Below are 22781 nucleotides of genomic sequence, written 5' to 3'. Positions count from 1 at the left end.
TGACCACACCAGTACGCAGCCCGCAAAGCAACGGCATGGCAGAGAGCTTCGTGAAAACGATCAAGCGAGATTACGTGGCGCACATGCCCAAGCCGGATCGAGAAACAGCGCTGCGCAATCTGACGATTGCCTTCGAACATTACAACGAGCAGCATCCGCACAGCGCTTTGAAATACCGGTCGCCAAGAGAATTTAGGCGCTTGGCAGCAGCATCAATTTAACGGGGAGTTGGTGTCCGGTTTGGTAGGGGCAAGTCCACTCCTGCCACTCGTCACCCCCTCGATTATTACCATCCCCACAACAGTCTTTCACATCCTCACAAACGACAATTTGTCGCAGCTACGCCCTTTTTTTGCTATCGTTACGAAACTAACTAACTGGTTAATACTTTGTTCGGCGTCTGTCTAGCCCAGCGTTTGCGGCCCTCAAAGCCCGCAACCCGGCACTGGCGACCGTCCGAAACCCCTTCGACAACCCCTCCCTGCAAGGGATAAAGGCCGTTGTCTGCACTACCCTAAAACATCCCCCACCCACGTTCATGCGTCAGTAGGATCATGCAACATGACTAAGTCTCAAACCACGGCAACCGCCGCACGCTGGCCTCTGTGGCTCGCCGCGCTCGGCATGCTGGTATTTGGCCTCCCGTTCGCGGGTCTCGGTGGCTACCTCGCCTCTCTGGGCGGTAGCTGGTACTTCTTGCTGGCCGGCCTCGGCATGATCGTTTCGGCCGTGTTGTACGCCCGCAAACGTCTGCTGGGCGCCTGGCTGTTCGCTGCGGTCATGGTGCTGTCGGTGATCTGGGCGCTGGTCGATGCCGGCCTGGTGTTCTGGCCGCAGATCTCGCGCCTGTTCGCCCTGGGCGTGCTCAGCCTGGTCGTCGCGCTGACCTACCCGACCCTGCGCAAGGCCAATGGCCTGCCCGGCGGTCGCGGTGGTTACACGCTGGCAGGCCTGCTGGCGATCGCCGTGATCGCCGGTGGCTACGGCATGTTCATCCCGCACGACTCGGTGTCGCCGAACGGCGAGCTGCCGGGCCTGACCAAGGTCGACCCTGCCCACGCGCAGAAGAACTGGGAACACTACGGTAACGATGAGGGTGGCAGCCGCTTCGCTGCGCTGGACCAGATCAACCGCAGCAACGTCGCCAAACTGGTGCCGGCCTGGACCTTCCATACCGGTGACGTCGCGATCAGCAACGGCAACGGTGCCGAAGACCAGATGACCCCGCTGCAGGTTGGCGACAAGGTGTTTATCTGCACCCCGCACAACAACATCATCGCGCTGGACGCCGACACCGGCAAACAGCTATGGCAGCACAAGACCGACGCCAAATCCGCCGTATGGCAGCGCTGCCGTGGCCTGGCGTACTTCGACGCCAGCGCCGCCGTTGCCGCACCAACCGACGGCAGCGTGCCTGCCGTGCCGGTTGCCGTGCCAGCCGGTGCCAACTGCACCCGTCGCCTGCTGACCAACACCATCGACGCGCGCCTGATCGCTGTCGACGCCGACACCGGCGAGCTGTGCCAGGGCTTCGGCAACAACGGCGAAGTCGACCTGAAAGCCGGCCTGGGCAACGTGCCTGACTCCTACTACCAGCTGTCCTCGGCGCCGCTGATGGCCGGTACCACCGTCGTAGTCGGCGGCCGCGTCGCCGACAACGTGCAGACCGACATGCCTGGCGGCGTGATCCGTGGTTTCGACGTGGTCACTGGTGCGATGCGCTGGGCCTTCGACCCGGGCAACCCTGCCGACAAGCAAGCCCCTGCCGACGGCAAGACCTACGTGCGCAGCACCCCGAACAGCTGGGCGCCGATGTCCTACGACCCGCTGATGAACACCGTGTTCCTGCCGATGGGCAGCTCGTCGACCGACATCTATGGTGTCGAGCGGACCGATCTGAACCACAAATACGGTGCCTCGGTCGTCGCACTGAACGCCACTACCGGTGACGAGAAGTGGGTCTATCAGACCGTGCACAACGACCTGTGGGACTTCGACCTGCCGATGCAGCCGACCCTCACCGACTTCGCCAAGCCTGACGGCACCAAGGTTCCGGCCGTGGTGATCGGCACCAAGGCCGGCCAGATCTACGTGCTCGATCGCAAGACCGGTCAGCCGTTGACCAAGGTCGAAGAAGTCCCGGTCAAAAAATCCGACATCCCGGGCGAACCCTACTCGCCGACCCAGCCGAAATCGGTCGGCATGCCGCAGATCGGCGCGCAGACCCTGACCGAATCGGACATGTGGGGTGCCACGCCGTTCGACCAGATGCTGTGCCGTATCTCGTTCAAGCAAATGCGCTACGACGGCCTGTACACCGCGCCGGGTACCGACGTTTCGCTGAGCTTCCCTGGTTCGCTGGGCGGCATGAACTGGGGCAGCCTGTCGGTTGACCCGGTACACGGCTTCATCTTCGTCAACGACATGCGTCTGGGCCTGTGGAGCCAGATGGTGCCGCAGCAGAAAGACGCCAAGGCCTCTTCGGGTGGCGAAGCGATCAACACCGGCATGGGCGCTGTACCGCTCAAGGGCACTCCATACGCCGTCAACAAGAACCGCTTCTTGTCGGTGGCCGGCATCCCTTGCCAGGCGCCGCCGTTCGGTACCCTCAGCGCGATCGACATGAAGACCCAGAAGATCGCCTGGCAAGTACCGGTCGGTACCGTGCAGGACACCGGCCCGATGGGCATCAAGATGGGCCTGCAACTGCCGATTGGCATGCCGACCCTAGGTGGCACCCTGTCGACTCAAGGTGGCCTGGTGTTCATCGCCGGTACTCAGGACTACTACCTGCGCGCCTTCAACACCGCCAACGGTGAAGAAGCCTGGAAAGCCCGCCTGCCCGTCGGCAGCCAAGGCGGCCCGATGACCTTCGTTTCGCCCAAGACCGGCAAGCAATACGTGGTCATCACCGCCGGCGGTGCGCGTCAGTCGCCTGATCGTGGTGACTATGTGATCGCTTACGCGTTGCCTGACAGTAAGTAAGTAGAGCGCGGTACTGAAAACCCGCTGTCGCCTGGAAGGGTGGCAGCGGGTTTTTTAGATAGGGTTATCTCGGTCATTTTCTTGACCTGTCTGCAAGCAAGTCACTTGAGTGCCTTTTTGCACATTTCCGGTTCTGGCGCAAGCTATTAGAACTATGAGTTGTTAAAGGTAACGCGCTGAAGCAGAGTAAAGGACGACATATTAGGATTGGTACCATGGCCGCTCTCAACAGGAATGTTCTGTTTGCCACAAACCGGGTTCAATCGGTTTTACGATCAACGGTATCTGGATCGTTACGGCTGAGCAGTTATACGCCTTTTGGTTGGCGGCTAGAGGAACAGGGTCAACATGCGAGGCCAGCGTTCAATGGCGAAATACAGGAGCGCCCGGCAGCAGGCTACCTCTTGGGTAATGGTTATCGCTTGTTCAACCCAACATTTATGCGTTTTCAGAGCCCTGATGACCTGAGTCCATTTGGACGCGGTGGGCTCAACACTTACGCTTATTGCAGCGGCGATCCGATCAACCGAAGAGATGATGATGGGCATATCTGGCGATCTCTAAAAAAAATTCTCGGCAGGAGCGGTGCGAACGTTACAAGCCCTGATGGCGTGCAGAAAATCCCTTTGAGAAAAATTTCCCATCCGATAGAGATGCTTAATCTAAAGCTGATTGCGCCTCGAATTTTTACATTTGAGACGCCCGAGGGGGCGGGGAAGAGGCTCACAATCTATGGACATGGCAGCAAAAAATTGCCGCAGCATATTATCTATCAAGGAAAGGAGGCGGTGAATATCGATTTCCTTTACAAAAGGCTTTTAAGACAAGAAGTGGATTTTCGTCAGTATCTGTCGGTGGATTTTATGGTTTGCTATGCTGCCAAAGGCGGGTTGGAATCAAGCGTTGCACGGTTCGCCCAGCTATCTAATCTGGATGTCACTGGCCCAAAAGGAGGGGTGGCTATTTATGTAAATAAAACGTTAGCGGATGATGATCTTCTTCGTGATTTTACATCTGTATTTCCAGACTCGGCTCCATATCCACGGGTTTTGCAAAAGTACGAGAAATTAAAAGGTTCGATAGTGCTGCGCAGATTCAAATATGCTTATAATCCTAAGACTTATGGAATAAGACGAGGCTGACCGCAAGGTGCGTGCTATACATGTATTTGCTAATCAGCAGAAGCGTTACAGTAGGGATGCTTTTCTGGAGAGGTAGGCATGGGGTGAGCAGCGCTGATCTGAGCCCTTCACATAATTTTCTACACATCTGCAACATAATCAGCCTTTCACCCTCCAACAGGGCGAATTCGACTTTTTGCTGCAAGAGGCTGCCTTCCATGAATACCCCACGCTCCCTGACCCTCGCCGCGCTGCTCGCCCTGGCGTCCAGTTCGGCCTTCGCCTTCAACCTCAACGATGCCGTCAACGCCGCTTCGACCATTCAGGGCAGCAACAAAAGTGACGGCGCGGCGGTGGCGGCGGCGCCGCAGGCGGCGGGCCTGCTGAACACCCTGGGTACCCAGCTCAACGTCACCCCGCAGCAAGCGGTAGGCGGCACTGGCGCCATGCTCGGGCTGGCCAAGAACAAACTCAGCAGCGGCGATTATTCGCAGTTGACCAAGCAGGTGCCAGGGCTGGACTCGCTGTCAGGTGCAAACGCCCTGGGTGGCCTGAACGGCCTGGGTGGGCTGCTCGGCTCGGGCGGCAGCAGCAGCGCCGCCGGCCTGGGCAGTGCGCTCGATAATGTGAAGTCCACGGCCGACATGAACAACGCCTTCAGCAAACTCGGCATGGACAGCGGCATGGTCGGCCAGTTTGCCCCGGTGATCCTTCAGTACCTGGGGCAGCAGGGCGTAGGCGGCTCGGTGTTGCAAAGCCTGGGCAGCATCTGGGGCACCGGGAAGTAATCCCGGCTGTAGCGGTAGAGTCGTCATCGTTGCGGGCTGCTCTTACCGTTCGACGGCATTCGCACTACGTAAATTTTTTGCAGAACCGTCAGTTGTGTTGCGCCCCCTTCGGTTTTGAAGGGGAGTCGCGGGACTGACCATGTATCAATCACCGGTTTCGCTTTGCTTTCGAGCCCGACTGTCGGAGCCGTGGTCACGAACTTCGCCTGCGTACGCAGAACGGGGGTGGGCACACCCTGAAGACTGACTCGCGGGTTTATTCCTAGAGTTTTCGGATCGACTCCGGCGTTGAAGGCAAACCAGTCGCCCACGGATACGCCTGTCTGATGTTGATAAAGAAAGGTGCCGGGCGGAAGAGTCACTGGGTTGACCGGATGGTTGAAATCGATTCCCTGCATGAAGCTTTGTGCTTTCATTGGCGGGACGCCGCCGGCGTCAAAGAATTTTTTCGCTACCTTCTGCCTCATGTTGATATATGCCGACGCGGGTGTCTGGATAACGCGGGATTTGTTAATGCTGGTCACTATGTTGAAAGGTGAACCTTTAAATGTAGATGCACGCTTGAGTAACGCTCGCATTATATGCCCGTCAGGATCAGTGCGATTGATAGGGTCACCTGCACAATACGCATAGGCGTTGATCCCGCCTTCGCCAAACGGACTCAGTGTGTCCGGCCTGTTGAAGCGCTGTAGTAATGGACTGAATTCCCTGAACCCGTTACCGAGCAGGTAGTTCGAGGTTGGCCACTCTCGCCATTGCCCGTTGAAACCAGTTGTGCCCTGATCGGTCCCACTTACGCTATGGCCGAATGGCCCATAGGTAACGGGTTGTAGATGCCCGGGTTTTGCAGTACCCACTACCGAGCTGTTTCTATCGATGGCGAGCAGCATCGAACGCGTGATATGTCTGGCCATGTGAGCAATCCCTATTGTGAGCAATCCCTATTGATAGGTATTTGCTCATCATCCGGAATTGTTTGTGTGGTCGGCACTACAAGAATTGCTAGTTGACAGGTCAGTCGGCAGCCAGCCGCTATGACAATGCACAGCGGCCCGGCGCGTGCTTTATTGCGCGCTGAGGTCTTGGATCCGCCGATCCTTCTCCCCCCACAGCCCATTCACCCAGCCCTGCACCTTCGCGCGAAACACCGGGTCGCTCTCATAACACCCATCGACCACCTCCCGCTCGATCGGCAGCGCGCGGATATCCACGATCACCTTGTTCACCGAGCCGCACAGCAAGTCCCAGAACCCCGGAATGCGCCCATCGGGATACACCACGGTCACGTCCAGCACTGTGTCGAGCTGTTCCCCCATCGCCGCCAGCACGAAGGCCACGCCGCCGGCCTTGGGCTTGAGCAAGTGCCGATATGGCGATTGCTGCTGGTCATGTTTGGCCTGGGTGAAGCGCGTGCCTTCGAGGTAGTTGACGATGGTCACTGGCTGGCGCTTGAACAGTGCGCAGGCGGCCTTGGTTATCTTCAGATCCTCGCCCTTGAGTTGCGGATGCTTGTCGAGGAAGGCCTTGCTGTAGCGCTTCATGAAGGGGTAATCCAGCGCCCACCAGGCCAGGCCCAGGAAGGGCACCCAGATCAGCTCTTTTTTCAGGAAGAACTTGAAGAACGGCGTGCGGCGGTTGAAGGCCTGGATCAGCGCGGGGATATCGACCCACGACTGGTGGTTGCTGACCACCAGATAGGAGCGGTCGAGGCGCAGGCACTCGGCGCCGCGGATGTCCCACTGGGTGGGGATGCACAGGGCGAAGATCAGTTTGTCGACTTCGGCCCAGGTCTCGGCGACCCACATCACCGCCCGCGACGCATGGTCGCGCCAGCGGCCGCGCAAGGCGAGTTTGATCAGGGCGAAGATCAGCAGCGGGACAATCCAGAACAGCGTATTGAGGAGTAACAGCAGGCTGGCAGCCAGGCCAGTGAGCACGCGACGCATGGCAAACTCGTGGGTCATTGTTTTGGCCGGCAATGATAAGCAGGTCAGGGCCTTACGCCAATTCACCCGGTCGGCTTTGCCTAACTAAATTTTTACTTTTTATTGAAACGGCCACGGGCCATGCTTGCCGGAACCGCGAACCTTTCGCTGATTGGTTGTCTCAGCTGTTACTGCGTGCTGGCCAGGCCTGGATGGCGGCGCGCGCCTATCGAGGAAATCCTTACGTGAAATCGGTTTTTTTCCTGCTGTCGCTGTTGGCGTTGCCGGTCCTGGCCCAGGCTGCCGAAGACCCAGTGCTGTACGGCCGTTACGAATACATCAAATTGCCGGAAATAGGCGAGACCCTCAAGGCCAAGATGGACACCGGCGCGCTGACCTCGTCATTGTCGGCCAAGCGCATCCAGCGCTTCGAGCGTGACGGCGAACAATGGGTAAGTTTCCAGCTGAGCGGTGACAAGGACGACGGCAAGGTGTACGAGCACCGGTTGGCGCGTATCGCCAAGGTCAAGAGCCGTATCGAGGATGACGATGCCCGGGAGGCGGCCGACGCGGCCGAGCGCCCGGTGATCGAGCTGAGCATGTGCATTGGCGAGGACAAGCAGACCGTCGAAGTCAGTCTGACCGACCGCAGCAACTTCACCTACCCGCTGTTGATCGGGGTCAAGGGGATGCGCGACTTCAACGCCGCGATCAACCCGATGCGGCGCTTCACGGCCGGGCAGCCGGACTGTTCCTGACGGCCGCTGCGCCGCTGACCGCTTCCCCTGCAGTTGACCAGCAGTACCGGCCTCTTCGCGGGCAAGCCTTGATCCCACAGTGCAAGATGTTGCAGAGCCGTACGCCTGTAGGAGCAAGGCTTGCCCGCGAAGAGGCCGGTCGCCTGGATGCAATTTCCACAGGTGGTCGGCTACCCGGCGCAAAGCTGCTCGGCATCGGCCGCCTAGTGTTTGTGCGGCGGCATCTGGTCGCGCCGCGCCAATAGCCCGCGCAGCCCCAGCCACGCCGGCAGCCCCAGGCCCACCCAGCTCAGCGTGTCCCACAGGCCATCGCCCAGCAGCGCCGCGAACAGCCCAGCGCCGCTCAGCAGCGCAATCGATACCGGTATCTTGAACACCGGCCAGATCCGCGGCTTGCGCTTGCTCATGGCGTCACCTCGGCCTGCGCCGCGGCCCGGCGGCGCACCCACCACAGGTACACACCGCTGCCGAGGATGACGATCGTCAGGCCATCCAGCAGCGCCCACAGCACCTGCATCGGCAGTCCGCCGTAGTCGCCGAAATGCAGCGGTTGCGACAGGCCCATGGCGTCCATGTACCAAGGCCGCTCGGCCACCGCAGTGACCTGCAGGGTGCGCGCGTCGATCAGCACCGGCGTGAGCAGGTGCGAGGTCAAATGCGTGGCGCCTTTGAGGAACACCGCGTAGTGATGGGCGCTGGAAAACCGCGTACCGGGGAAGGCGATGAAGTCGGCGGTCATGCCCGGCGCGGCCTGTTCGGCGATGTCCAGTAGCCGGGTGGCGGGAGCGCGCTGCTCCAGTGGCGGCGCATCGCGGTAGGGCGCGACCATGGCGCTGAGGCTGTCGTTGCGCCAGGCGGCGATCAGCAGGTCCGCGCAGGCGCTCACCACCCCGGTCACGCCCACCACCAGCGCCCAGGTCAGGGTGACGATGCCCAGCAGGTTGTGCAGGTCGAGCCAGCGCACCCGGCGCGACTTGTGCTGGCGCACGGTGGCGAATTCCAGACGGCGCATGAAGGGCGCATAGAGCACCACCCCGGAGACGATCGCCAGCACGAACAGCACGCCCATGAACGCCAGCAGCAACTTGCCCGGCAGCCCTGCGTACATGTCCACGTGCAGGCGCAGCATGACCATCATGAAGCCGCCGTTGGCCGAGGGCATCTCCAGCGCCTGCCCGGTGCGCGCATCGAGCATGAAGGTGTGGGACGCATTGGGCTCGGTATCGGCCGTGGCGGCCATGATCGCGAACACGCCCTCGGGGGCGTCCTCATCCCAGCCGAAATATTGCACCACCTCGCCAGGGCGATGACGCTCGGCGGCTTCGACCAGTTGCTGCAGGTCCAGGTGCGGGGTGCCTGCGGGCAGCTCGGCGAAGGTCGGCTCGTTGCCCAGCAGGTGGTCGATCTGATGATGGAATATCAACGGCAGACCGGTGAGCGCCAGCAGCAGAAGGAAGAGGGTGCAGATCAGGCTGGACCAGGTGTGGATGAAGGACCAGCGACGAATTGTTTTACTTTTCATTTCACGGATGTCCAGAAAGACAAAAGCCGCCCCGGAGGGCGGCTGGTGTGAGGCGTCAGGCCGTTACCACTTGTAGGTGGCGCTTGCGACGACGCTGCGCTGGTCGCCGTAGTAGCAATAGTAGCCATCGCAGGTGGAGATGTAGTCCTTGTTGAAGACGTTCTTCGCGGTCAGGCCCAGGGAGGCGCCTTTGAGTGAGCCGGACAGCGCGCCCAGATCATAGTGCGCCGAGGCGTCGAATACCGTGTAGGCGTCGGCCTTGCCCAACCAGGTGTTGGCCTGGTCGCCATAGGTGTTGCCGGTATAGCGGGCGCCGGCGCCGATGCCGAAGCCGTTGAGTACGCCGTTGTGCCAGGTGTAGTCGCCCCATACGGAGGCTTGCTGGTTAGGCATCAAAGTCAGACGATTGCCCTTGTATATGCCGTCTTGCACTTCAGACTTGGCCAAAGTGTAGGATGCGATCACCTTGATGTTGTCGGTCAGGTCGGATATCGCTTCGAGCTCCAGGCCCTTGACCTTCACTTCGCCGGTCTGACCGGTGATCGAGATGCCGCCGACGTTGTCGGTAACGGTCACGTTCTTCTGCGTCAGGTCATACACGGCCGCAGTAAGCAGGGTCTTGGAGCCTGGCGGCTGGTATTTGATGCCCAGTTCCCATTGCTTGCCTTGGGTCGGTTTGAGCGAGTTGGTAGAGGTCACGTCCGCGCCCATGGTGGGTTGGAATGACTCTGCATACGACAGGTAAGGCACAACGCCGGAGTCGAACACGTAGCTGACAGCCGAGTTGAGACTGAAGTTGCTGTCTCGCTCGGTATTGGTGGCGTCGTTGTTGTTGAAAAACTTGGTACCGGTATGTACCCAGTCTTCGCGGCCACCTACCGTAAAGCGCCATTTGTCCAACGCCATCTGGTCCTGCAGGTAGAGACCGGTCTGGGTGGTTTTCTGGTCGTAGTCGTAGAAGGCACCCGAGCGCGACGGACGGGTGATGGTATCGGTGTAGATCGGTTTGACGACGTTGATCGGCGGTACGTTGAAACCGTAGATCGACAGGTAGTTAGTGTTGATACGCTGCAGATCCGCACCGATCAGCACGGTGTGGCTGACGGCGCCGGTGTTGAAGTCAGCCTGGAAGTTGTTGTCCAGAGCGAACTGGCTGATGTCTTCGTCGACATTGGTGCTCAGCCGGCCAACGTTGCCGTCCGCGTCCACGGTATAGCCGGCCAAGCCAGGGATATAGCTGTTGACGGTAATCTGTTGGAAGTCGAGGTCGGACTTGGTATAGCGCAGGTTCTGATGGAACTGCCACACATCATTGAAGCGGTGCTCGAATGAGTAACCCAATGCGTAGTAGGTCCGATCATAGTTATCGTAGTTCGGATCGCCGAGGTTCTTGTGATGGGATATATCACCCAGCGGCGAGCTGATCTTGGTGCCCTGAATCGGCAAGAACTGACTGGTCGCACCGGTATCGTCGCGGGTGAACTGACTGAGGAAAGTCAGCTTGGTGTCCGGGTCGATGTTCCAGGTCAGGCTGGGGGCAATGTTATAGCGCTTGTTGTCGATGTGATCGACCTGAGTGCCGCTGTCGCGGATCACACCGCTGACACCATAAAGAAACGTGCCTGCGTCGTCGATCTTGCCGGTGCTGGCGAAATCGATCTGGCGCCAGTTGTCGCTGCCGTATTCCAGGGAGATTTCATTGCTGGCGACATCGCTTGGACGACGGCTGACCATGTCCAGCAGACCGCCCGGTGGCGTCTGACCGTACAGCGACGAGGCCGGGCCGCGCAGTAGAGCGATGCGGTCGAGATCCCAGGTTTCCATTTTCGGGTTGGCATAGACGCCCTTGGGCAGGGGCAGGCCATCCAGAAACTGAGTCGGCTCGAAGCCGCGCACACGCATCCAGTCGTAACGGGTATCGCTGCCGTAGCTGGCCGAAACGATGCCCGGCATGTATTTCACCGCATCTTCCAACGTCTGCACGCCGCGGTCGCTCATCTGTTGGCGAGTAACCACCGAGATAGAGCGAGGGGTTTCCACCAGTGCGGTATCGGTCTTGGTCCCCGCCGCCGTACGCGTCGCCAGATACCCATCCACTGGCCCCCACGCACTCTCTTCAGCACCCGCCGCATTGATAGTGGTCGATGGCAATGCCAGCGCCCCTTCCGGCGCCGCCACCAGGGTATAAGTCCCGGCGCTGCTCTGCTGCAACTGCAAGCCCGTGCCATTCAACGCCGCCTGCAACGCGCCCACGCCGCTGAACTGCCCGCTGACCGGCGCCGAACTGCGGCCGTTGGCCAGGCTCGGGTCCAGCGCCAGGGTAATACCGGCCTGGCTGGCGATCTGGTTCAGGGTGCTGGCCAAGGGCCCGGCCGGCAGGTTGTAACTGCGTACCGCACCCTGCTCGGCAGCGAAGGCAGCGGTACTGGCCAGCGGCATCGCCATGGCGATGGCAACGGCCAGCAAGCGAGGGCGTAACAGCGCGTTCATAGGGCGGGACATGCAGCGACTCCAGGAAGGAAATAGGCGATTGCTTGTCTGCCGAACGAGATCGGGAAAGTGATAGAGGGGAGGTGAAATAATTTTTTTGGTGGGATGCTCAGGGGTGTTCTTTAGGGCCTCTTCGCGGGCAAGCCCTGCTCCCACAGACGTCGTACACCTGTGGGAGCAAGGCTTGCCTGCGAAGAGGCCAGTGGCATCACCCCTATTCTTCGCGGATCACTGCTTGGCTACTACCGTCACCCACCACGGCGTACGTTGTTCGATCTGCACCGGCAAGGTAGTCGGCAGCGCCTTGAGGGCCAGGTTGGTGTCCTTGAGCGGGAAGCTGCCGGTGATGCGCAGGTCGGCGGCGTCGGGGCTGACGCCCAGGTAGCCGCGGCGGTAGCGGCTCAGTTCGTCGATCAGGTCGGCCAGGCGCACGTTGTCGACCACCAGCATGCCGCGGGTCCAGGCGTCGGTGCCGGGGCGCAGGGCCAGGGTGGCGTCGAGGCCGCTGCGGTGCAGCATGACCTGCTCGCCCTCTTTGACGATGCGTTCGCCGCCAACGGCTTGCGCCTGGGCCGCGACCGCCGATTGCAACACGCCCAGCAGGGTGCCCTGGTCCTCGCGGCGGACCACGAAGCGCGTGCCCAGGGCGCGCATCTGGCCGTCATCGGTGCTGACGATGAAGGGCCGCTGGTCATGATTCTTGTGCCCGGTCTCGACCAGGATTTCCCCTTCGCGCAGCACGATCAGGCGTTGCTCGGCGCTGAAGCGCACGTCGATGGCGCTGTGGGTGTTGAGGCTGATCCGCGTGCCGTCATCGAGTTGCACCATCTTCTGCTCGCCGGTGGCGGTGCGTTGGTCGGCGAGCCAGTAGCCCAGCGCAGCGGTGCGATCGTTGGCGATCAGGGCGACGGCGATCAGCGCGACCACGCCGGCCAGGCCGCCGCCCAGCGAGCGTACGCGCCGGCGGCTGCCCTCGCGCGACTGCAGCAGCGCCTTGCGCGCCGGACCGGTGGCGTTGCTGAAGCGCTGGTCGAGCATGCCCAGTTGCTGCCAGGCGCGAGCGTGTTCCTCATGGGCGGCGAGCCAGCGCGCCAGGGCCTCGCGTTCCGGCGCGCTGAGCGGGCCATCCAGGCGTAGCTGCCAGCTGATGGCGGCGTCCAGCACTTTCGCCGAGACCGGCACGCTGGCGGTGTTCATGTCGGTTGGCCGTAGAGCGCCACGTAGCACTGGCGCATGCCTTGGGCGAGGTACTGACGCACCCGTGGCACCGAGACTCCGAGCTGCTCGGCGATTTCACCGTGGCTCAGGCCGTCGAGGCGGTTGAGCAGAAAGGCACTGCGGGCCTTGCTGGAGAGCTTGCCGAGCAGAGCGTCGATGGCCTTGAGGTCTTCGAGGATCAACTGCTGGTCTTCAGGGGAGGGCTGTTCGGCCTCCGGCAGGCGCATCAGTTCGGCCAGGTAGGTCTGTTCCAGTGCGGCGCGGCGAAAGTGATCGAACAGCAGGCCCTTGGCGACGGCTAACAGGAACGCTCGGGGTTCGCGGGGCGTGTCCAGGCGCTCACGACCTAGCAGACGCACGAAGGTGTCCTGGCTGAGGTCCTCGGCACGCTGCGGGCAGGCGATGCTGCGGCGCAACCAGGCGAGCAGCCAGCTACGGTGGTCGCGATAAAGCGTACCGATCAACTCGCGCTGAGGGCTCTGGGCAATGGACAAGGCGGTCCCCGGAAACAAAATGTTATAAATAACGAGAATTGTTCGCGATTGTGGCAGGGGGTGCAGGAAGGTGCAATAGGAGTCTGTCGGAAGATTCCGAGGTAGCGATGACATCTTTCGGGGGCAAGCCCCCTCGCTACAGGTGGGTGGTCAATCCTGTAGCGAGGGGGCTTGCCCCCGAAAGAGGCCTTACACGGAAGGGGCTTGTCGATGCCGCCGCCACTGGTTCAGCCGATCCTCCAGCAGCGCAGGGCTATCGATGCCCTGGCGCCGCGCATGGCTGAACAGGATCATGCACAGCTCGGCCGTCACCAGCGCATCGGCGCTGGCGTGATGGCGCTCTTCAGCGTGCAGGCTGAAATGCTCCACCCAGTTGTCGAGGCCGGCCAGGCGCCCGACTTGATCGGGAAACAGCAGGGGAGCGATGTCGGCGACATCGAGCCAGCGCTGGGCGGCTTTGTAACCGAGGTTGTCCTTGAGCGCCTTGCCCAGCATGTGCTGGTCGAACCAGGCGTGGAACGCCAGCAGCGGGCTGTCGCCGACGAACTCGAGAAAATCCAGCAGGGCTTCCTTCGGCTCGCTGCCGGCGGCCAGGGCGCTGGGGCTCAGGCCATGGATCAACACGCTGGGGGCGGTCTTGTGGCTGCTGTACTGCAAGGTCCGCTCGAAGCAGGCGCCGAGGTCGATGGCACCGTCCTCGATCACCACCGCACCGATCGACAACAGGCAATCGCGGTTCAGGTCGAGGCCGGTGGTTTCAGTGTCCACCACCACCCAGCGCTGGCGGCGCAGGCTCTGTTCGGCCAGGGGCGCCGGGGCGGGCAGGGCGAGCAGGCGGGCTTGTTGCTCGGTGCTCAACTGCGGCGTGGCGCGGCGCAGCCAGCTCAACAGCCTCACAGCTGATACCTCAGGGCCAGGCTGCTTTGCAGGCGTTTGGCCTGGCGCAGGGATTCACGCAGGATGCGCCGGTCGAGGTCGTTGAGGCTGTCCGGATCCATGCGATTGGAGTACGGGCGGTTCTCCCGGGCCTGACGTTGGTGCTGTTGCATGCGGCTTTGCTGGATGAACTGATAGGCCTCTTCATAGGCCGCGCCGTCCAGCGAATCGATCACCTCCTTGAGCACCAGTTGGCGCAGGCGCTCCATGGTGTTGCTGGCGTCGATGCCGTTGGCCAGCGCCAGCAGGCGGGCACCCTCCACGAAAGGCGTCAGGCCGTCGGCCTTGAGGTCCAGGGTCGGCACCCGATCGGCGCCGCGACGCACCAGCACGAACTCGCGGAAACGCCCCACCGGCGGGCGCAGACGCAGGGCGGTCTCGGCCAGCATGCGCTGAAACAGCTTGTTGTCCGCCACCTGATCGAGCATGCCCTGGCGCAGGCGCGCGCAACCGGCGTCGTCGCCCCATACCGAGCGCAGGTCGAAATAGATGCTCGAGCCCAGCAGATGCTCCGGCGTCGCTTCGCGGATGAACCCGGCAAAGCGCCGCGCCCATTCCACCCGCGACAGGCATAGCTCGGGGTTGCCGGCCATGATGTTGCCGCGGCACAGGCTAAAGCCACACAGCGCCAGACGCTGGTTGATCTGCTGCGCCACCGGCAGCAGCAGGGCGCGCAAGGCCGCCGCCTCGGCATCGTCGCGAGCCTCGAAGAGGATGCCGTTGTCCTGATCGCTGTACAGCGTCTGCTCGCGCCGCGCTTCGCTGCCGAAACACAGCCAGGTAAAGGGCACCCCGGGGTCGCCCATCTCTTCCAGTGTCAGCTCGATGACCCGGCAGGTGGTGTGGTCGTTGAGCTGGGTGATGATGCGAGTGATCTGGGTCGAGGAAGCGCCGAACGCCAGCATGCGCTCGACCAGTTGGCTGATCTCGCTGCGGATCGCTATCAGCGCCTCGATGCGCGTGGCGTTGCGGATGGTGCGTGACAGATGCACCAGGTCGACGCGCTGCAGAGAGAAAAGGTCGCGCTCGGAAATCACCCCGCACAGCACCTGATCGCGCACCAGGCAGATATGCGCGATATGCCGCTCGGTCATGGCCATGGCGGCATCGAAGGCGCTGGCTTCGGGGCTGAGGTAGAACGGCTCGGGGATCATGTAGTCGGCGATCGGTCGGGTGAAGTCGCCGGTGCCATCGGCCACCACCTGGCGCAGGTCGCGCAGGGTGAAGATGCCCCGCGGGTAGCGCAGCTCGTCGACCACGGCGATGCTGCCGACCTGATGCTGGTTCATCAGTGCCACCGCATCGCGCAGCGCCAGCTCCGGGCCGCAGGTGACGGGGTGACGCATGGCCAGATCGCCCAGGCGGGTGTTGAGCGAGTACTGGGTGCCGAGGGTCTCCACGGCCTGACGCTGCACCTGCTGGTTGACCTGATCGAGCAGGCTGCTGACCCCGCGCAGGGCGAAATCGCGAAAGGTGCTGGAGAGCGCGAACAGTTTGACGAACGCCGCCTTGTTGAGCTGCAGGCAGAAGGTGTCCTCGGCGGCCAGATGCTCGGTGCGGGTCGCCCGCTCGCCCAGCAGCGCGGCCAGCGGGAAGCACTCGCCGGTGGTGATCTCGAAGGTGGTCTCGGTGCCGCGCCTGGCCGAATGCGGACGCTCGCCGACCACGCGGCCCTGCTTGACGATATAGAAGTATTCGACCGGGCCGTCGCTGGGCTTGATGATGCTTTCTTCGGCGGCATAGAAGCACAGCCGGCACTGCTCGACCAGGTAGGCGAGGTGCGCGTGTTCCATCTGATTGAAGGGCGCGAAGCGCTGCAGGAATTGCAACGTGCCATGGATGTTCTGCTGCACCGCGGTCTTGCCGGCCTTGCTGAAGGCCTCTTCGTCTTTGGTCATGACAGCGGTCGCCTGTGATGCTGGGGCAAGGGTCGCCAGGTGATGGCGTTTTTATAGTTGTACGACGACAGTCTAAAAAAAAAGCTTCTAGAACGCTACGATCCTCCGCATCATGCACCATCAGCGCGTCGATCCGACGAAAGTTAATAGCGATTCGATATTGCGCTGGTCTGAAACCAATGCAGTTTCCTTTGGCTTTCTGTTTGCCGAGAGATGTATGACCGATCACGACCCAGAGCTGCTGAGCGACGCCGAGCGCGAGGCACTGAGTGAAGCGATGCTCGCCCCGAGCCTGCCGCCGCAGCGCGCACTGGTAGTAGACGATGATGCCGATTCGCGGGAGCTGATGACGCAGATTCTCGAACTGCACGATGTCGCGTGCGTGTCCGCCAGCTGCGCCGAAGAGGCGTTGCGGCTGATCTGCGATCGCTCCATCGGCCTGCTGATCACCGACCTGCGCATGGGGCCCATGAATGGCCTGGAGCTGATCCGCCGGGTGCGCGAATCGGAGCGGGCGGCGTTGCCGATCATCATCATTTCCGGGGACGCCGGGGTAAAGGACGCGATCGCGGCCATGCACTTGAGCGTGGTGGATTTCCTGTTGAAGCCGATCGATGCGTTCAAATTGGTGGCGTTGGCGCGGCGGGAGTTGGGGTTGTAGGCAGTCTGCGAGGGTTGTGGCGATAGCAGCGGCCTCTTCGCGGGCAAGCCCTGCTCCCACAGATGTGTGCCGGGATTCCAGAAATATGTGCCGGATCTTGTGGGAGCCGGGCTTGCCCGCGAAGAGGCCCTGCGCCCCACATAGATCCATTTGACGGAAGCATAATGCCTTTGTAGTCTGTATACAGAACACCGTATCTACTCAGGTGCCCCGGCCCATGCACAAGATCCCTTCCCAAACCCAGTTGGTCGAGCAGGTCTACGAGTCGATCCTCGATGCCATCTGCCAAGGCACCTTGCAGCCCAACGAGCGCGTCACCCAGGAAGGTCTGGCCGAGCAACTGGGCGTGTCGCGCCAGCCGATCCTGCAAGCCTTCCAGCTGCTCAAGCGCCAGGGCTTCATCGAGGAGTCCGGGCGCAAGGGCGTGATCATCACCCCGCTGGACCCGCAGAAGCTGGTGCAGCTCTATCAGGTGCGCGCCGCCCTCGACGCGCTGGCGGCAAGGGGCGCGGCGCGGCGGGTCTACGAGTTCGGCCCGCAAAGCTGCGAGGCCGAGGGCGATGCCTTGATCGCCGCTGGGCGCCAGGCCGCCGCCGGCCATGACCTCAACGCCTTGCTGCGCCTGGACATGGCCTTCCACCAGTGGCTGTACCAGCTCTCGGGCAACCCCATGATCGCCGAGACCACGGCGCTGCACTGGCAGCACATTCGCCGCACCATGAGCTCGGTGCTCAAGCACGAAGTGCGCAGCTTCGACAGCGTCTGGGACGAGCACCAAGCCATTTTGCAAGCCGTGCTGATCGGTGACGAGGACCGTGCCGGGTTCCTTGCCCAGCAGCATGCCGAAAGTGCAGCCGAACACCTGGCGCGGATTCTGGAGGGCTCGGAACACGCGTCCAAACGCAAGCAGGCCTGATGACCTGCGCAACACTCCCCTGGAGACACTCATGAAGCTGACACAAGAACAAATCGAAGCTTATGAAACCGACGGCTACATCCTCCTCGAAGGGCTGTTCAGCCCCGATGAGGCGGCGTTGATGAAGTCCCGTCTGCCACGCTTGTACAAACTCGATCGCGATGAGGTGATCAAGGAAAAGAGCGGCGTGGTACGCACCGTGTTCGCCGCCCACACCTTTGACGATGTGTTCGCCCGCGTGGCCCGCCATCCACGGCTGATCGAGCCGGCGCGGCAACTGCTCGGCACTGACGTGTACATGCACCAGTTCAAGGTCAACGCCAAGGCCGCATTCAATGGCGACGTGTGGCAATGGCATCAGGATTTCGGCACCTGGCACCAGGACGACGGCATGCCCGAGGCACGGGCCATGAACGTTGCGGTGTTCCTCGACGAGGTCAACGAATTCAACGGCCCGCTGATGTTCATTCCGCGCTCGCACAAACGCGGGCGTATCGAGGCCAGCCATGACCGCAGCACCACCAGCTATCCGTTATGGACGCTGGACAACGACAAGGTCGCCGAACTGGTGGCCGAAGGCGGTATCGTCGCGCCCAAGGGCCGTGCCGGTACCGTGCTGATTTTCCAGAGCACCCTGGTGTACGCCTCGTCGCCCAATCTGTCGCCCTGGGACCGCAACACCCTGTACGTGACCACCAACGCGGTGGACAACGCCATCACCCGTTTCAAGCGTCCGGACTTCATCGCCCATCGCGACTTCACGCCGATCGAGATGCTGGACGATCACTGCCTCGACGGCTTCAACCAGGCGGTGGCCTGATGAGCCCGCGCATGCACGGCAAGACCGTGATCGTCACTGGCGCCGGGGCCATTGCCGACGGCATGAGCAATGGTCGCGCCGCTGCGTTGCTGTATGCCCGTGAAGGCGCGCGGGTGCTGGCGGTGGACCGCAACCTGGCCAGCGCCGAGCAGACCTGCGCGATGATCCGCGAGGAGGGCGGGCAGTGCGAGGCCCACGCTACAGATGTCGCGCAAAGCGCCGAAGTGCAGCGCATGGTGGCTGCGGCGATGGATCATTTCGGCCGCATCGATGTACTGCACAACAACGTCGGCATCGCCGAGACCGGCGGCCCGGTGGAGGCCAGCGAGGAGAGCTGGAATCGCCTGGTGGCGGTCAATCAGACCAGCCTGTTCCTGACCTGCAAGTTCGCCTTGCCGATCATGGAGCAACAGCGCAGCGGCGCGATTGTCAATATCGCTTCGGTGGCGGCGCAGCGTTGGCTGGGCTTCCCCTATGTGGCCTATACCGCGACCAAGGCGGCGGTGATCGCCCTGACTCAGAACGTCGCGGCGCAGTACGCCGCGGTGGGCATTCGCGCCAACTGCGTGTCGCCGGGGATGATGGACACGCCGATGGTGCGGGCGTCGCTGACGTCGAGTTACGGCGGCAATATCGAGCAGATGCTCGACACTCGCCATTCGCAGTGCCCGATGGGTTTCATGGGGGATGCCTGGGATGTGGCCAATGCGGCGCTGTTTCTGGCGTCGGATCAGGCGCGGTATATCACCGGGATCAATCTGGTGGTGGATGGAGGGCTGATGCTCAAGTGTGCCTGATGAATCTCCATTGATAGTGCTGGCGCTTTCGCAGGCAAGCCTTGCTCCCACAGGTGTACGACGCTGTGGGAGCAAGGCTTGCCTGCGAAGGCGTCAGTCCAAGCAATATCAAACTCACAGCAGTAAGGAACCCCTTGGATGCTGGCCATCTTCAACGTCGCTTTTCCCGTCTTCGGCCTGATCTTCGTCGGCTTCTTCTGTCGCAAGCGCAACATCCTGGGGCCGAACGCTTCCAGTGAACTGAACCGTTTCGTGATCTTCCTCGGCCTGCCGTCGCTGCTGTTCGAGTCGATGTCACGCCTGGCCTCGGTACAGGCTCTCAACCTGGGTTATGTCGCCGCGTTCGGCCTCGGCATGGCCGGGGTGTTTGTGCTGACCCTATGGACAAGATTGCGTGCCCAGGCGCACTTCATCGACGCCACCATCGATGCCCTGGGCGCTGCCTATCCGAACTCGGGCTTTCTGGGCATCCCGCTGTGCCTGTTGACGTTCGGCGACAAGAGCATGCCGCCAGCGGTGATCGGCACCCTGATGACCGCCTGCCTGCTGTTCGCGGTGGCGATCATCATGATCGAGAGCTATCGCCAGGCCGAGAAACACCTGGGCCGCACGCTGCTCAAGGTGGGTGGCTCGCTGCTGCGTAACCCGGTGATGCTGGCACCGATCTTCGGTGCGCTGGTGGCCGCCAGCGGCTGGCAGATGCCCAGTGGCCTGCGCCAGCTGTTCCAGTTTCTTGGCGCGGCGGCGGGGCCTTGCGCGTTGGTGTCGATCGGCTTGTTTCTGGCGGCGTCGAAACCGCAGCCGGGGGATGCCCGAACGGTGTTCCTGCTGGTGCTGTGCAAGCTCGTCCTGCAACCGCTGCTGACCGCCTGGCTGGCGTTCAAGGTATTCGACATGCCGCCGATGTGGGCGTGGGCCGCACTGCTGCTCAGTGCCCTGCCGATCGGCAATGGGCCCTTCATGCTGGCCGAGCTGTTCGGGCGGGAAGCCAACACCATGTCGCGCTCGATATTGATATCGACACTGCTGTCGCTGGTGACGGTGTCGATTATTCTGGCGATGATTCCTGCGGTGTAGGTGCCTGCGGTGTGCAGGATTGCCGGATCGAGAGTCGAACGCCTGTGGGGCAAGTCCATGTTTTTGGGCAAACCGTGCTGGCCCCTTCGCCAGCAAGCTGTGCTCCCACAGGTGTACGGCACAGGCCCGGTTTGCACTGTGGGAGCATGGCTTGCCCGCGAAGAGGCCCGCAGCTTCAACACAACAACCCTTCACCCTCCGCCAATTGCGAGCGTAGAGGCGCGATCTCCAACCGCCGCAGAATCCGGTACAGCGACGGCCGGCAGATCCCCAGTTCCCGGGCGGCGGCAGTCATGTTCCAGCGGCACAGCTTGAGCACCTGCAGCACGTTGTGGCGTTCCTCGGCGCTTTTGTCCACCGGCACCCGCTGACGCAGCGCAGTGACATTACCGAACCCTGTAGCGAGGGGGCTTGCCCCCGAAAAAGGCACCGCAGCGGCCGGAAGATGGTCGCAGGCAAGCCCCCGCGCCACAGGTTGCAGCAGGGGCGCGCCGACAAACTCCGCCGGCAGATCATGCCGCTGAATCCGCGACCCTTCCATCACCGCGCAGGCATAGCGAATAACCGCGCGCATCTGGCGCAGATTGCCGGGCCACGGATGGTTCAGCAGCAGGCCCCAGACGTCATCGGCAATCGCCTGACGCGGCTCGCAGTCGGGCAACTCGGCCGCCACCATGCTGCAGATCAGGTCGGCACGGTCGGTGCGCTCGCGCAGGGCCGGCAGACGTACCACCCCCGTGGCGATGCGATAAAACAGATCTTCACGAAATTCGCCGGCCTTGATGCGCGCGGACAGGTCCTGGTGAGTAGCGCAGATCAGCGCGAAGTCCACCGGGATCGACTGCTCGGCGCCCAGCGGCGTCACCTCCCGTTCCGCGATCACTCGCAGCAAGCGCGTCTGCTGCTCATAAGGCATGTCGCCGATCTCGTCGAGGAACAGCGTGCCACCGTCGGCCTGCAGCACCTTGCCCTTCTTGCCGCCTGGCAAGGCACCGGAGAATGCGCCGCGGGCATAGCCGAACAGCTCGCTTTCGATCAGGGTTTCGGGGATGGAACCGCAGTTGAGCGATATCAGATTGGCGCGGCGGGTCTGTTGGTTGTGCAGGTGCAGGGCCCGTGCGAGGACTTCCTTGCCGGTGCCGGTCTCGCCCTGAATCAGTACGGCGATGCCGCGCTCCATCAAGCGCAGTGCGCGGCGGAAGGCCTGGCGCACTTGCGGGTCGCGGTCGTTGGCAATATCACAATCGGCTAAAACGGTGTGCGGGGGTAGGGCACGCGTAGGTAGGGCGTGGTTTGCGGACATCAGCGGTCACCTTGTTGTTTTTATATAGCTTGTGACTATCGCGAGTCGACGCGCTTGTGGCGCAGCGGGCTCGGTGGCTTGCGCTTCCTACAATAGGTAGGCACACCGATCTTTTCCAATACATAATCGCGCATCCATTGATACCTTGCGGAGCAATGATGATCGAATTACGCCACCTCGAATACTTCCGCACCTTGGCCGAAACCCTGCATTTCGGCCGCGCGGCGGAGCGACTGCATATCTCCCAACCGCCCTTGTCGCGGCAGATCGCGCTGCTGGAAGAGGAGCTGGGAGTCAAGCTGTTCGATCGCTCCAGCCGCCGGGTCGAGCTGACCGACGCCGGCCAGCGCTTCTATCTGGACACCGGCACGGTGTTTGCGGCGTTCGAGCAGGCCAAGCGCAACGCCCTGGCGGCGGCACGGGGTGAGGCCGGTCAGCTGTCGGTGGGGTTCATGATGTCCACGGCTTACAGCGTCACCCCGGCCATCACCCGGCGTTACGCGGCGTTGTATCCGCAGGTGACCCTCAAGTTGACCGAGACCTTGCCCATGGATCTGGCGGCGGACATCAGCAGTGGGCAAAAGGACGTCGCCATCATGTACCGCCCCCAGGACTGCACCGGGCTGGAGACGGCCAGCGTTTATAGCGAGGAGATGATGCTGGTCCTGCCTCCGGGGCATCCCCTGCTCGCGTTCGAGGTGGTGGAGCCGATGCAGCTGGCTGGCGAGCCGTTCATCATCGTGCCCCGGCACATCGCGCCGGCGCTGCACGACATGATCGTCAACTACTGCCTGCAACATGGCGTAACGCCGACAGTCGCTATGGAAATCAACATGCAGCAGACCATCGTCAACCTGGTGGGCGAGGGCATGGGCGTGGCAATCGTGCCGCGCTCGATGCGCAACATGCGCCTGGCGACCACCACATTCCGGCCGCTGAAAAACGCACCGATGATCGAGGTGGTTGCGGTGTGGAAGCACGACAACCATAACCCTTGCATCAACTCGTTTATCGACAGTGCACTGGTGGCGGGGCGGGAGGCTGAGGTGAATCGGGCGGCTGAGGATTGAAT

Annotated in this window: 21 protein-coding genes; 11 read left to right on the top strand and 10 right to left on the bottom strand. The window is 62.1% G+C overall.

Annotation, left to right across the window (positions count from 1 at the left end):
- From AC3WJP_RS20515 to AC3WJP_RS20500, 4 genes are all read left to right on the top strand, one after another.
- Window positions 1-221: integrase core domain-containing protein (locus tag AC3WJP_RS20515; protein ID WP_493735688.1), on the top strand; the 221-nt coding region annotated here is incomplete at its 5' end.
- Window positions 222-561: 340 nt separating this feature from the next.
- Window positions 562-2985 carry a glucose/quinate/shikimate family membrane-bound PQQ-dependent dehydrogenase gene (locus AC3WJP_RS20510; protein ID WP_493722426.1) on the top strand — a complete coding sequence of 808 codons (2424 nt, stop codon included), beginning with the start codon at window positions 562-564 and terminating at the stop codon, window positions 2983-2985.
- Window positions 2986-3200: 215 nt separating this feature from the next.
- Complete coding sequence (locus AC3WJP_RS20505) at window positions 3201-4127, top strand: RHS repeat-associated core domain-containing protein (RefSeq protein WP_493722425.1); 927 nt, start codon at window positions 3201-3203, stop codon at window positions 4125-4127.
- Window positions 4128-4324: 197 nt separating this feature from the next.
- A complete protein-coding gene (locus AC3WJP_RS20500; RefSeq protein ID WP_493722424.1) occupies window positions 4325-4894 on the top strand; it encodes a DUF2780 domain-containing protein in 570 nt (189 codons plus the stop codon).
- Between the two features lie 23 nt (window positions 4895-4917).
- On the opposite strand, the gene AC3WJP_RS20495 is transcribed toward AC3WJP_RS20500, so the two are convergent.
- Entirely contained in the window at window positions 4918-5808 is an 891-nt protein-coding gene (locus AC3WJP_RS20495) for a polymorphic toxin type 46 domain-containing protein (RefSeq protein ID WP_493722423.1), read from the bottom strand.
- 150 nt (window positions 5809-5958) lie between these two features.
- Window positions 5959-6840 (bottom strand): 1-acylglycerol-3-phosphate O-acyltransferase, YihG family, encoded by an 882-nt coding sequence (yihG, locus tag AC3WJP_RS20490; protein WP_493722422.1) that lies wholly within the window; start codon window positions 6838-6840, stop codon window positions 5959-5961.
- 224 nt (window positions 6841-7064) lie between these two features.
- On the opposite strand from yihG, the gene rloA2 reads away from it, so the two are divergent.
- Window positions 7065-7577, top strand: a complete 513-nt coding sequence (gene rloA2, locus AC3WJP_RS20485) for a retropepsin-like aspartic peptidase RloA2 (protein ID WP_493722421.1) — start codon at window positions 7065-7067, stop codon at window positions 7575-7577.
- Between the two features lie 203 nt (window positions 7578-7780).
- Here rloA2 and AC3WJP_RS20480 read toward each other — a convergent pair whose 3' ends face one another.
- The 7 genes from AC3WJP_RS20480 to AC3WJP_RS20450 form a co-directional block, all read right to left on the bottom strand.
- Window positions 7781-7984, bottom strand: a complete 204-nt coding sequence (locus AC3WJP_RS20480; protein WP_493722420.1) for a hypothetical protein — start codon at window positions 7982-7984, stop codon at window positions 7781-7783.
- Window positions 7981-9099, bottom strand: a complete 1119-nt coding sequence (locus AC3WJP_RS20475; protein ID WP_493722419.1) for a PepSY-associated TM helix domain-containing protein — start codon at window positions 9097-9099, stop codon at window positions 7981-7983. The genes AC3WJP_RS20480 and AC3WJP_RS20475 overlap by 4 nt, the downstream gene beginning before the upstream one ends.
- 63 nt (window positions 9100-9162) lie before the next feature.
- Complete coding sequence (locus AC3WJP_RS20470) at window positions 9163-11601, bottom strand: TonB-dependent siderophore receptor (RefSeq protein WP_493722418.1); 2439 nt, start codon at window positions 11599-11601, stop codon at window positions 9163-9165.
- Between the two features lie 216 nt (window positions 11602-11817).
- The gene (locus AC3WJP_RS20465) at window positions 11818-12786 is read right to left on the bottom strand and encodes a FecR domain-containing protein (protein ID WP_493722417.1); all 969 of its coding nucleotides are present in this window, start codon (window positions 12784-12786) and stop codon (window positions 11818-11820) included.
- Window positions 12783-13301: an RNA polymerase sigma factor gene (locus AC3WJP_RS20460; protein ID WP_493722416.1), complete on the bottom strand. Its 519-nt coding sequence runs from the start codon at window positions 13299-13301 to the stop codon at window positions 12783-12785. The genes AC3WJP_RS20465 and AC3WJP_RS20460 overlap by 4 nt, the downstream gene beginning before the upstream one ends.
- 189 nt (window positions 13302-13490) lie before the next feature.
- A complete protein-coding gene (locus AC3WJP_RS20455) occupies window positions 13491-14198 on the bottom strand; it encodes a 3'-5' exonuclease (RefSeq protein WP_493722415.1) in 708 nt (235 codons plus the stop codon).
- Window positions 14195-16135 carry a DUF294 nucleotidyltransferase-like domain-containing protein gene (locus AC3WJP_RS20450; protein WP_493722414.1) on the bottom strand — a complete coding sequence of 647 codons (1941 nt, stop codon included), beginning with the start codon at window positions 16133-16135 and terminating at the stop codon, window positions 14195-14197. The genes AC3WJP_RS20455 and AC3WJP_RS20450 overlap by 4 nt, the downstream gene beginning before the upstream one ends.
- Window positions 16136-16352: 217 nt before the next feature.
- On the opposite strand from AC3WJP_RS20450, the gene AC3WJP_RS20445 reads away from it, so the two are divergent.
- The 5 genes from AC3WJP_RS20445 (at window position 16353) to AC3WJP_RS20425 (ending at window position 20406) form a co-directional block, all read left to right on the top strand.
- On the top strand, window positions 16353-16796 hold the full coding sequence (locus tag AC3WJP_RS20445; protein ID WP_493722413.1) for a response regulator: 444 nt from the start codon (window positions 16353-16355) through the stop codon (window positions 16794-16796).
- Between the two features lie 217 nt (window positions 16797-17013).
- Window positions 17014-17712, top strand: coding sequence for a GntR family transcriptional regulator (locus AC3WJP_RS20440; RefSeq protein ID WP_493722412.1), 699 nt, complete (start codon window positions 17014-17016; stop codon window positions 17710-17712).
- A 31-nt stretch (window positions 17713-17743) separates the two neighbouring features.
- A complete protein-coding gene (locus AC3WJP_RS20435; protein ID WP_493722411.1) occupies window positions 17744-18532 on the top strand; it encodes a phytanoyl-CoA dioxygenase family protein in 789 nt (262 codons plus the stop codon).
- The gene (locus tag AC3WJP_RS20430) at window positions 18532-19329 is read left to right on the top strand and encodes an SDR family NAD(P)-dependent oxidoreductase (RefSeq protein WP_493722410.1); all 798 of its coding nucleotides are present in this window, start codon (window positions 18532-18534) and stop codon (window positions 19327-19329) included. The genes AC3WJP_RS20435 and AC3WJP_RS20430 overlap by 1 nt, the downstream gene beginning before the upstream one ends.
- A gap of 138 nt (window positions 19330-19467) precedes the next feature.
- Window positions 19468-20406 (top strand): AEC family transporter, encoded by a 939-nt coding sequence (locus AC3WJP_RS20425; RefSeq protein ID WP_493722409.1) that lies wholly within the window; start codon window positions 19468-19470, stop codon window positions 20404-20406.
- Between the two features lie 175 nt (window positions 20407-20581).
- Here AC3WJP_RS20425 and AC3WJP_RS20420 read toward each other — a convergent pair whose 3' ends face one another.
- On the bottom strand, window positions 20582-21709 hold the full coding sequence (locus tag AC3WJP_RS20420; protein ID WP_493722408.1) for a sigma-54-dependent Fis family transcriptional regulator: 1128 nt from the start codon (window positions 21707-21709) through the stop codon (window positions 20582-20584).
- A gap of 158 nt (window positions 21710-21867) precedes the next feature.
- On the opposite strand from AC3WJP_RS20420, the gene AC3WJP_RS20415 reads away from it, so the two are divergent.
- Window positions 21868-22779 (top strand): LysR family transcriptional regulator, encoded by a 912-nt coding sequence (locus tag AC3WJP_RS20415; RefSeq protein ID WP_493722407.1) that lies wholly within the window; start codon window positions 21868-21870, stop codon window positions 22777-22779.
- The last annotated feature ends 2 nt before the right edge of the window (window positions 22780-22781 follow it).

This window comes from Pseudomonas sp. GW821-FHT01A09 (genome assembly GCF_058986725.1).
The sequence above is the reverse complement of the archived record's forward strand: the minus strand, read 5'-3'. Positions and strand labels throughout refer to the sequence as shown.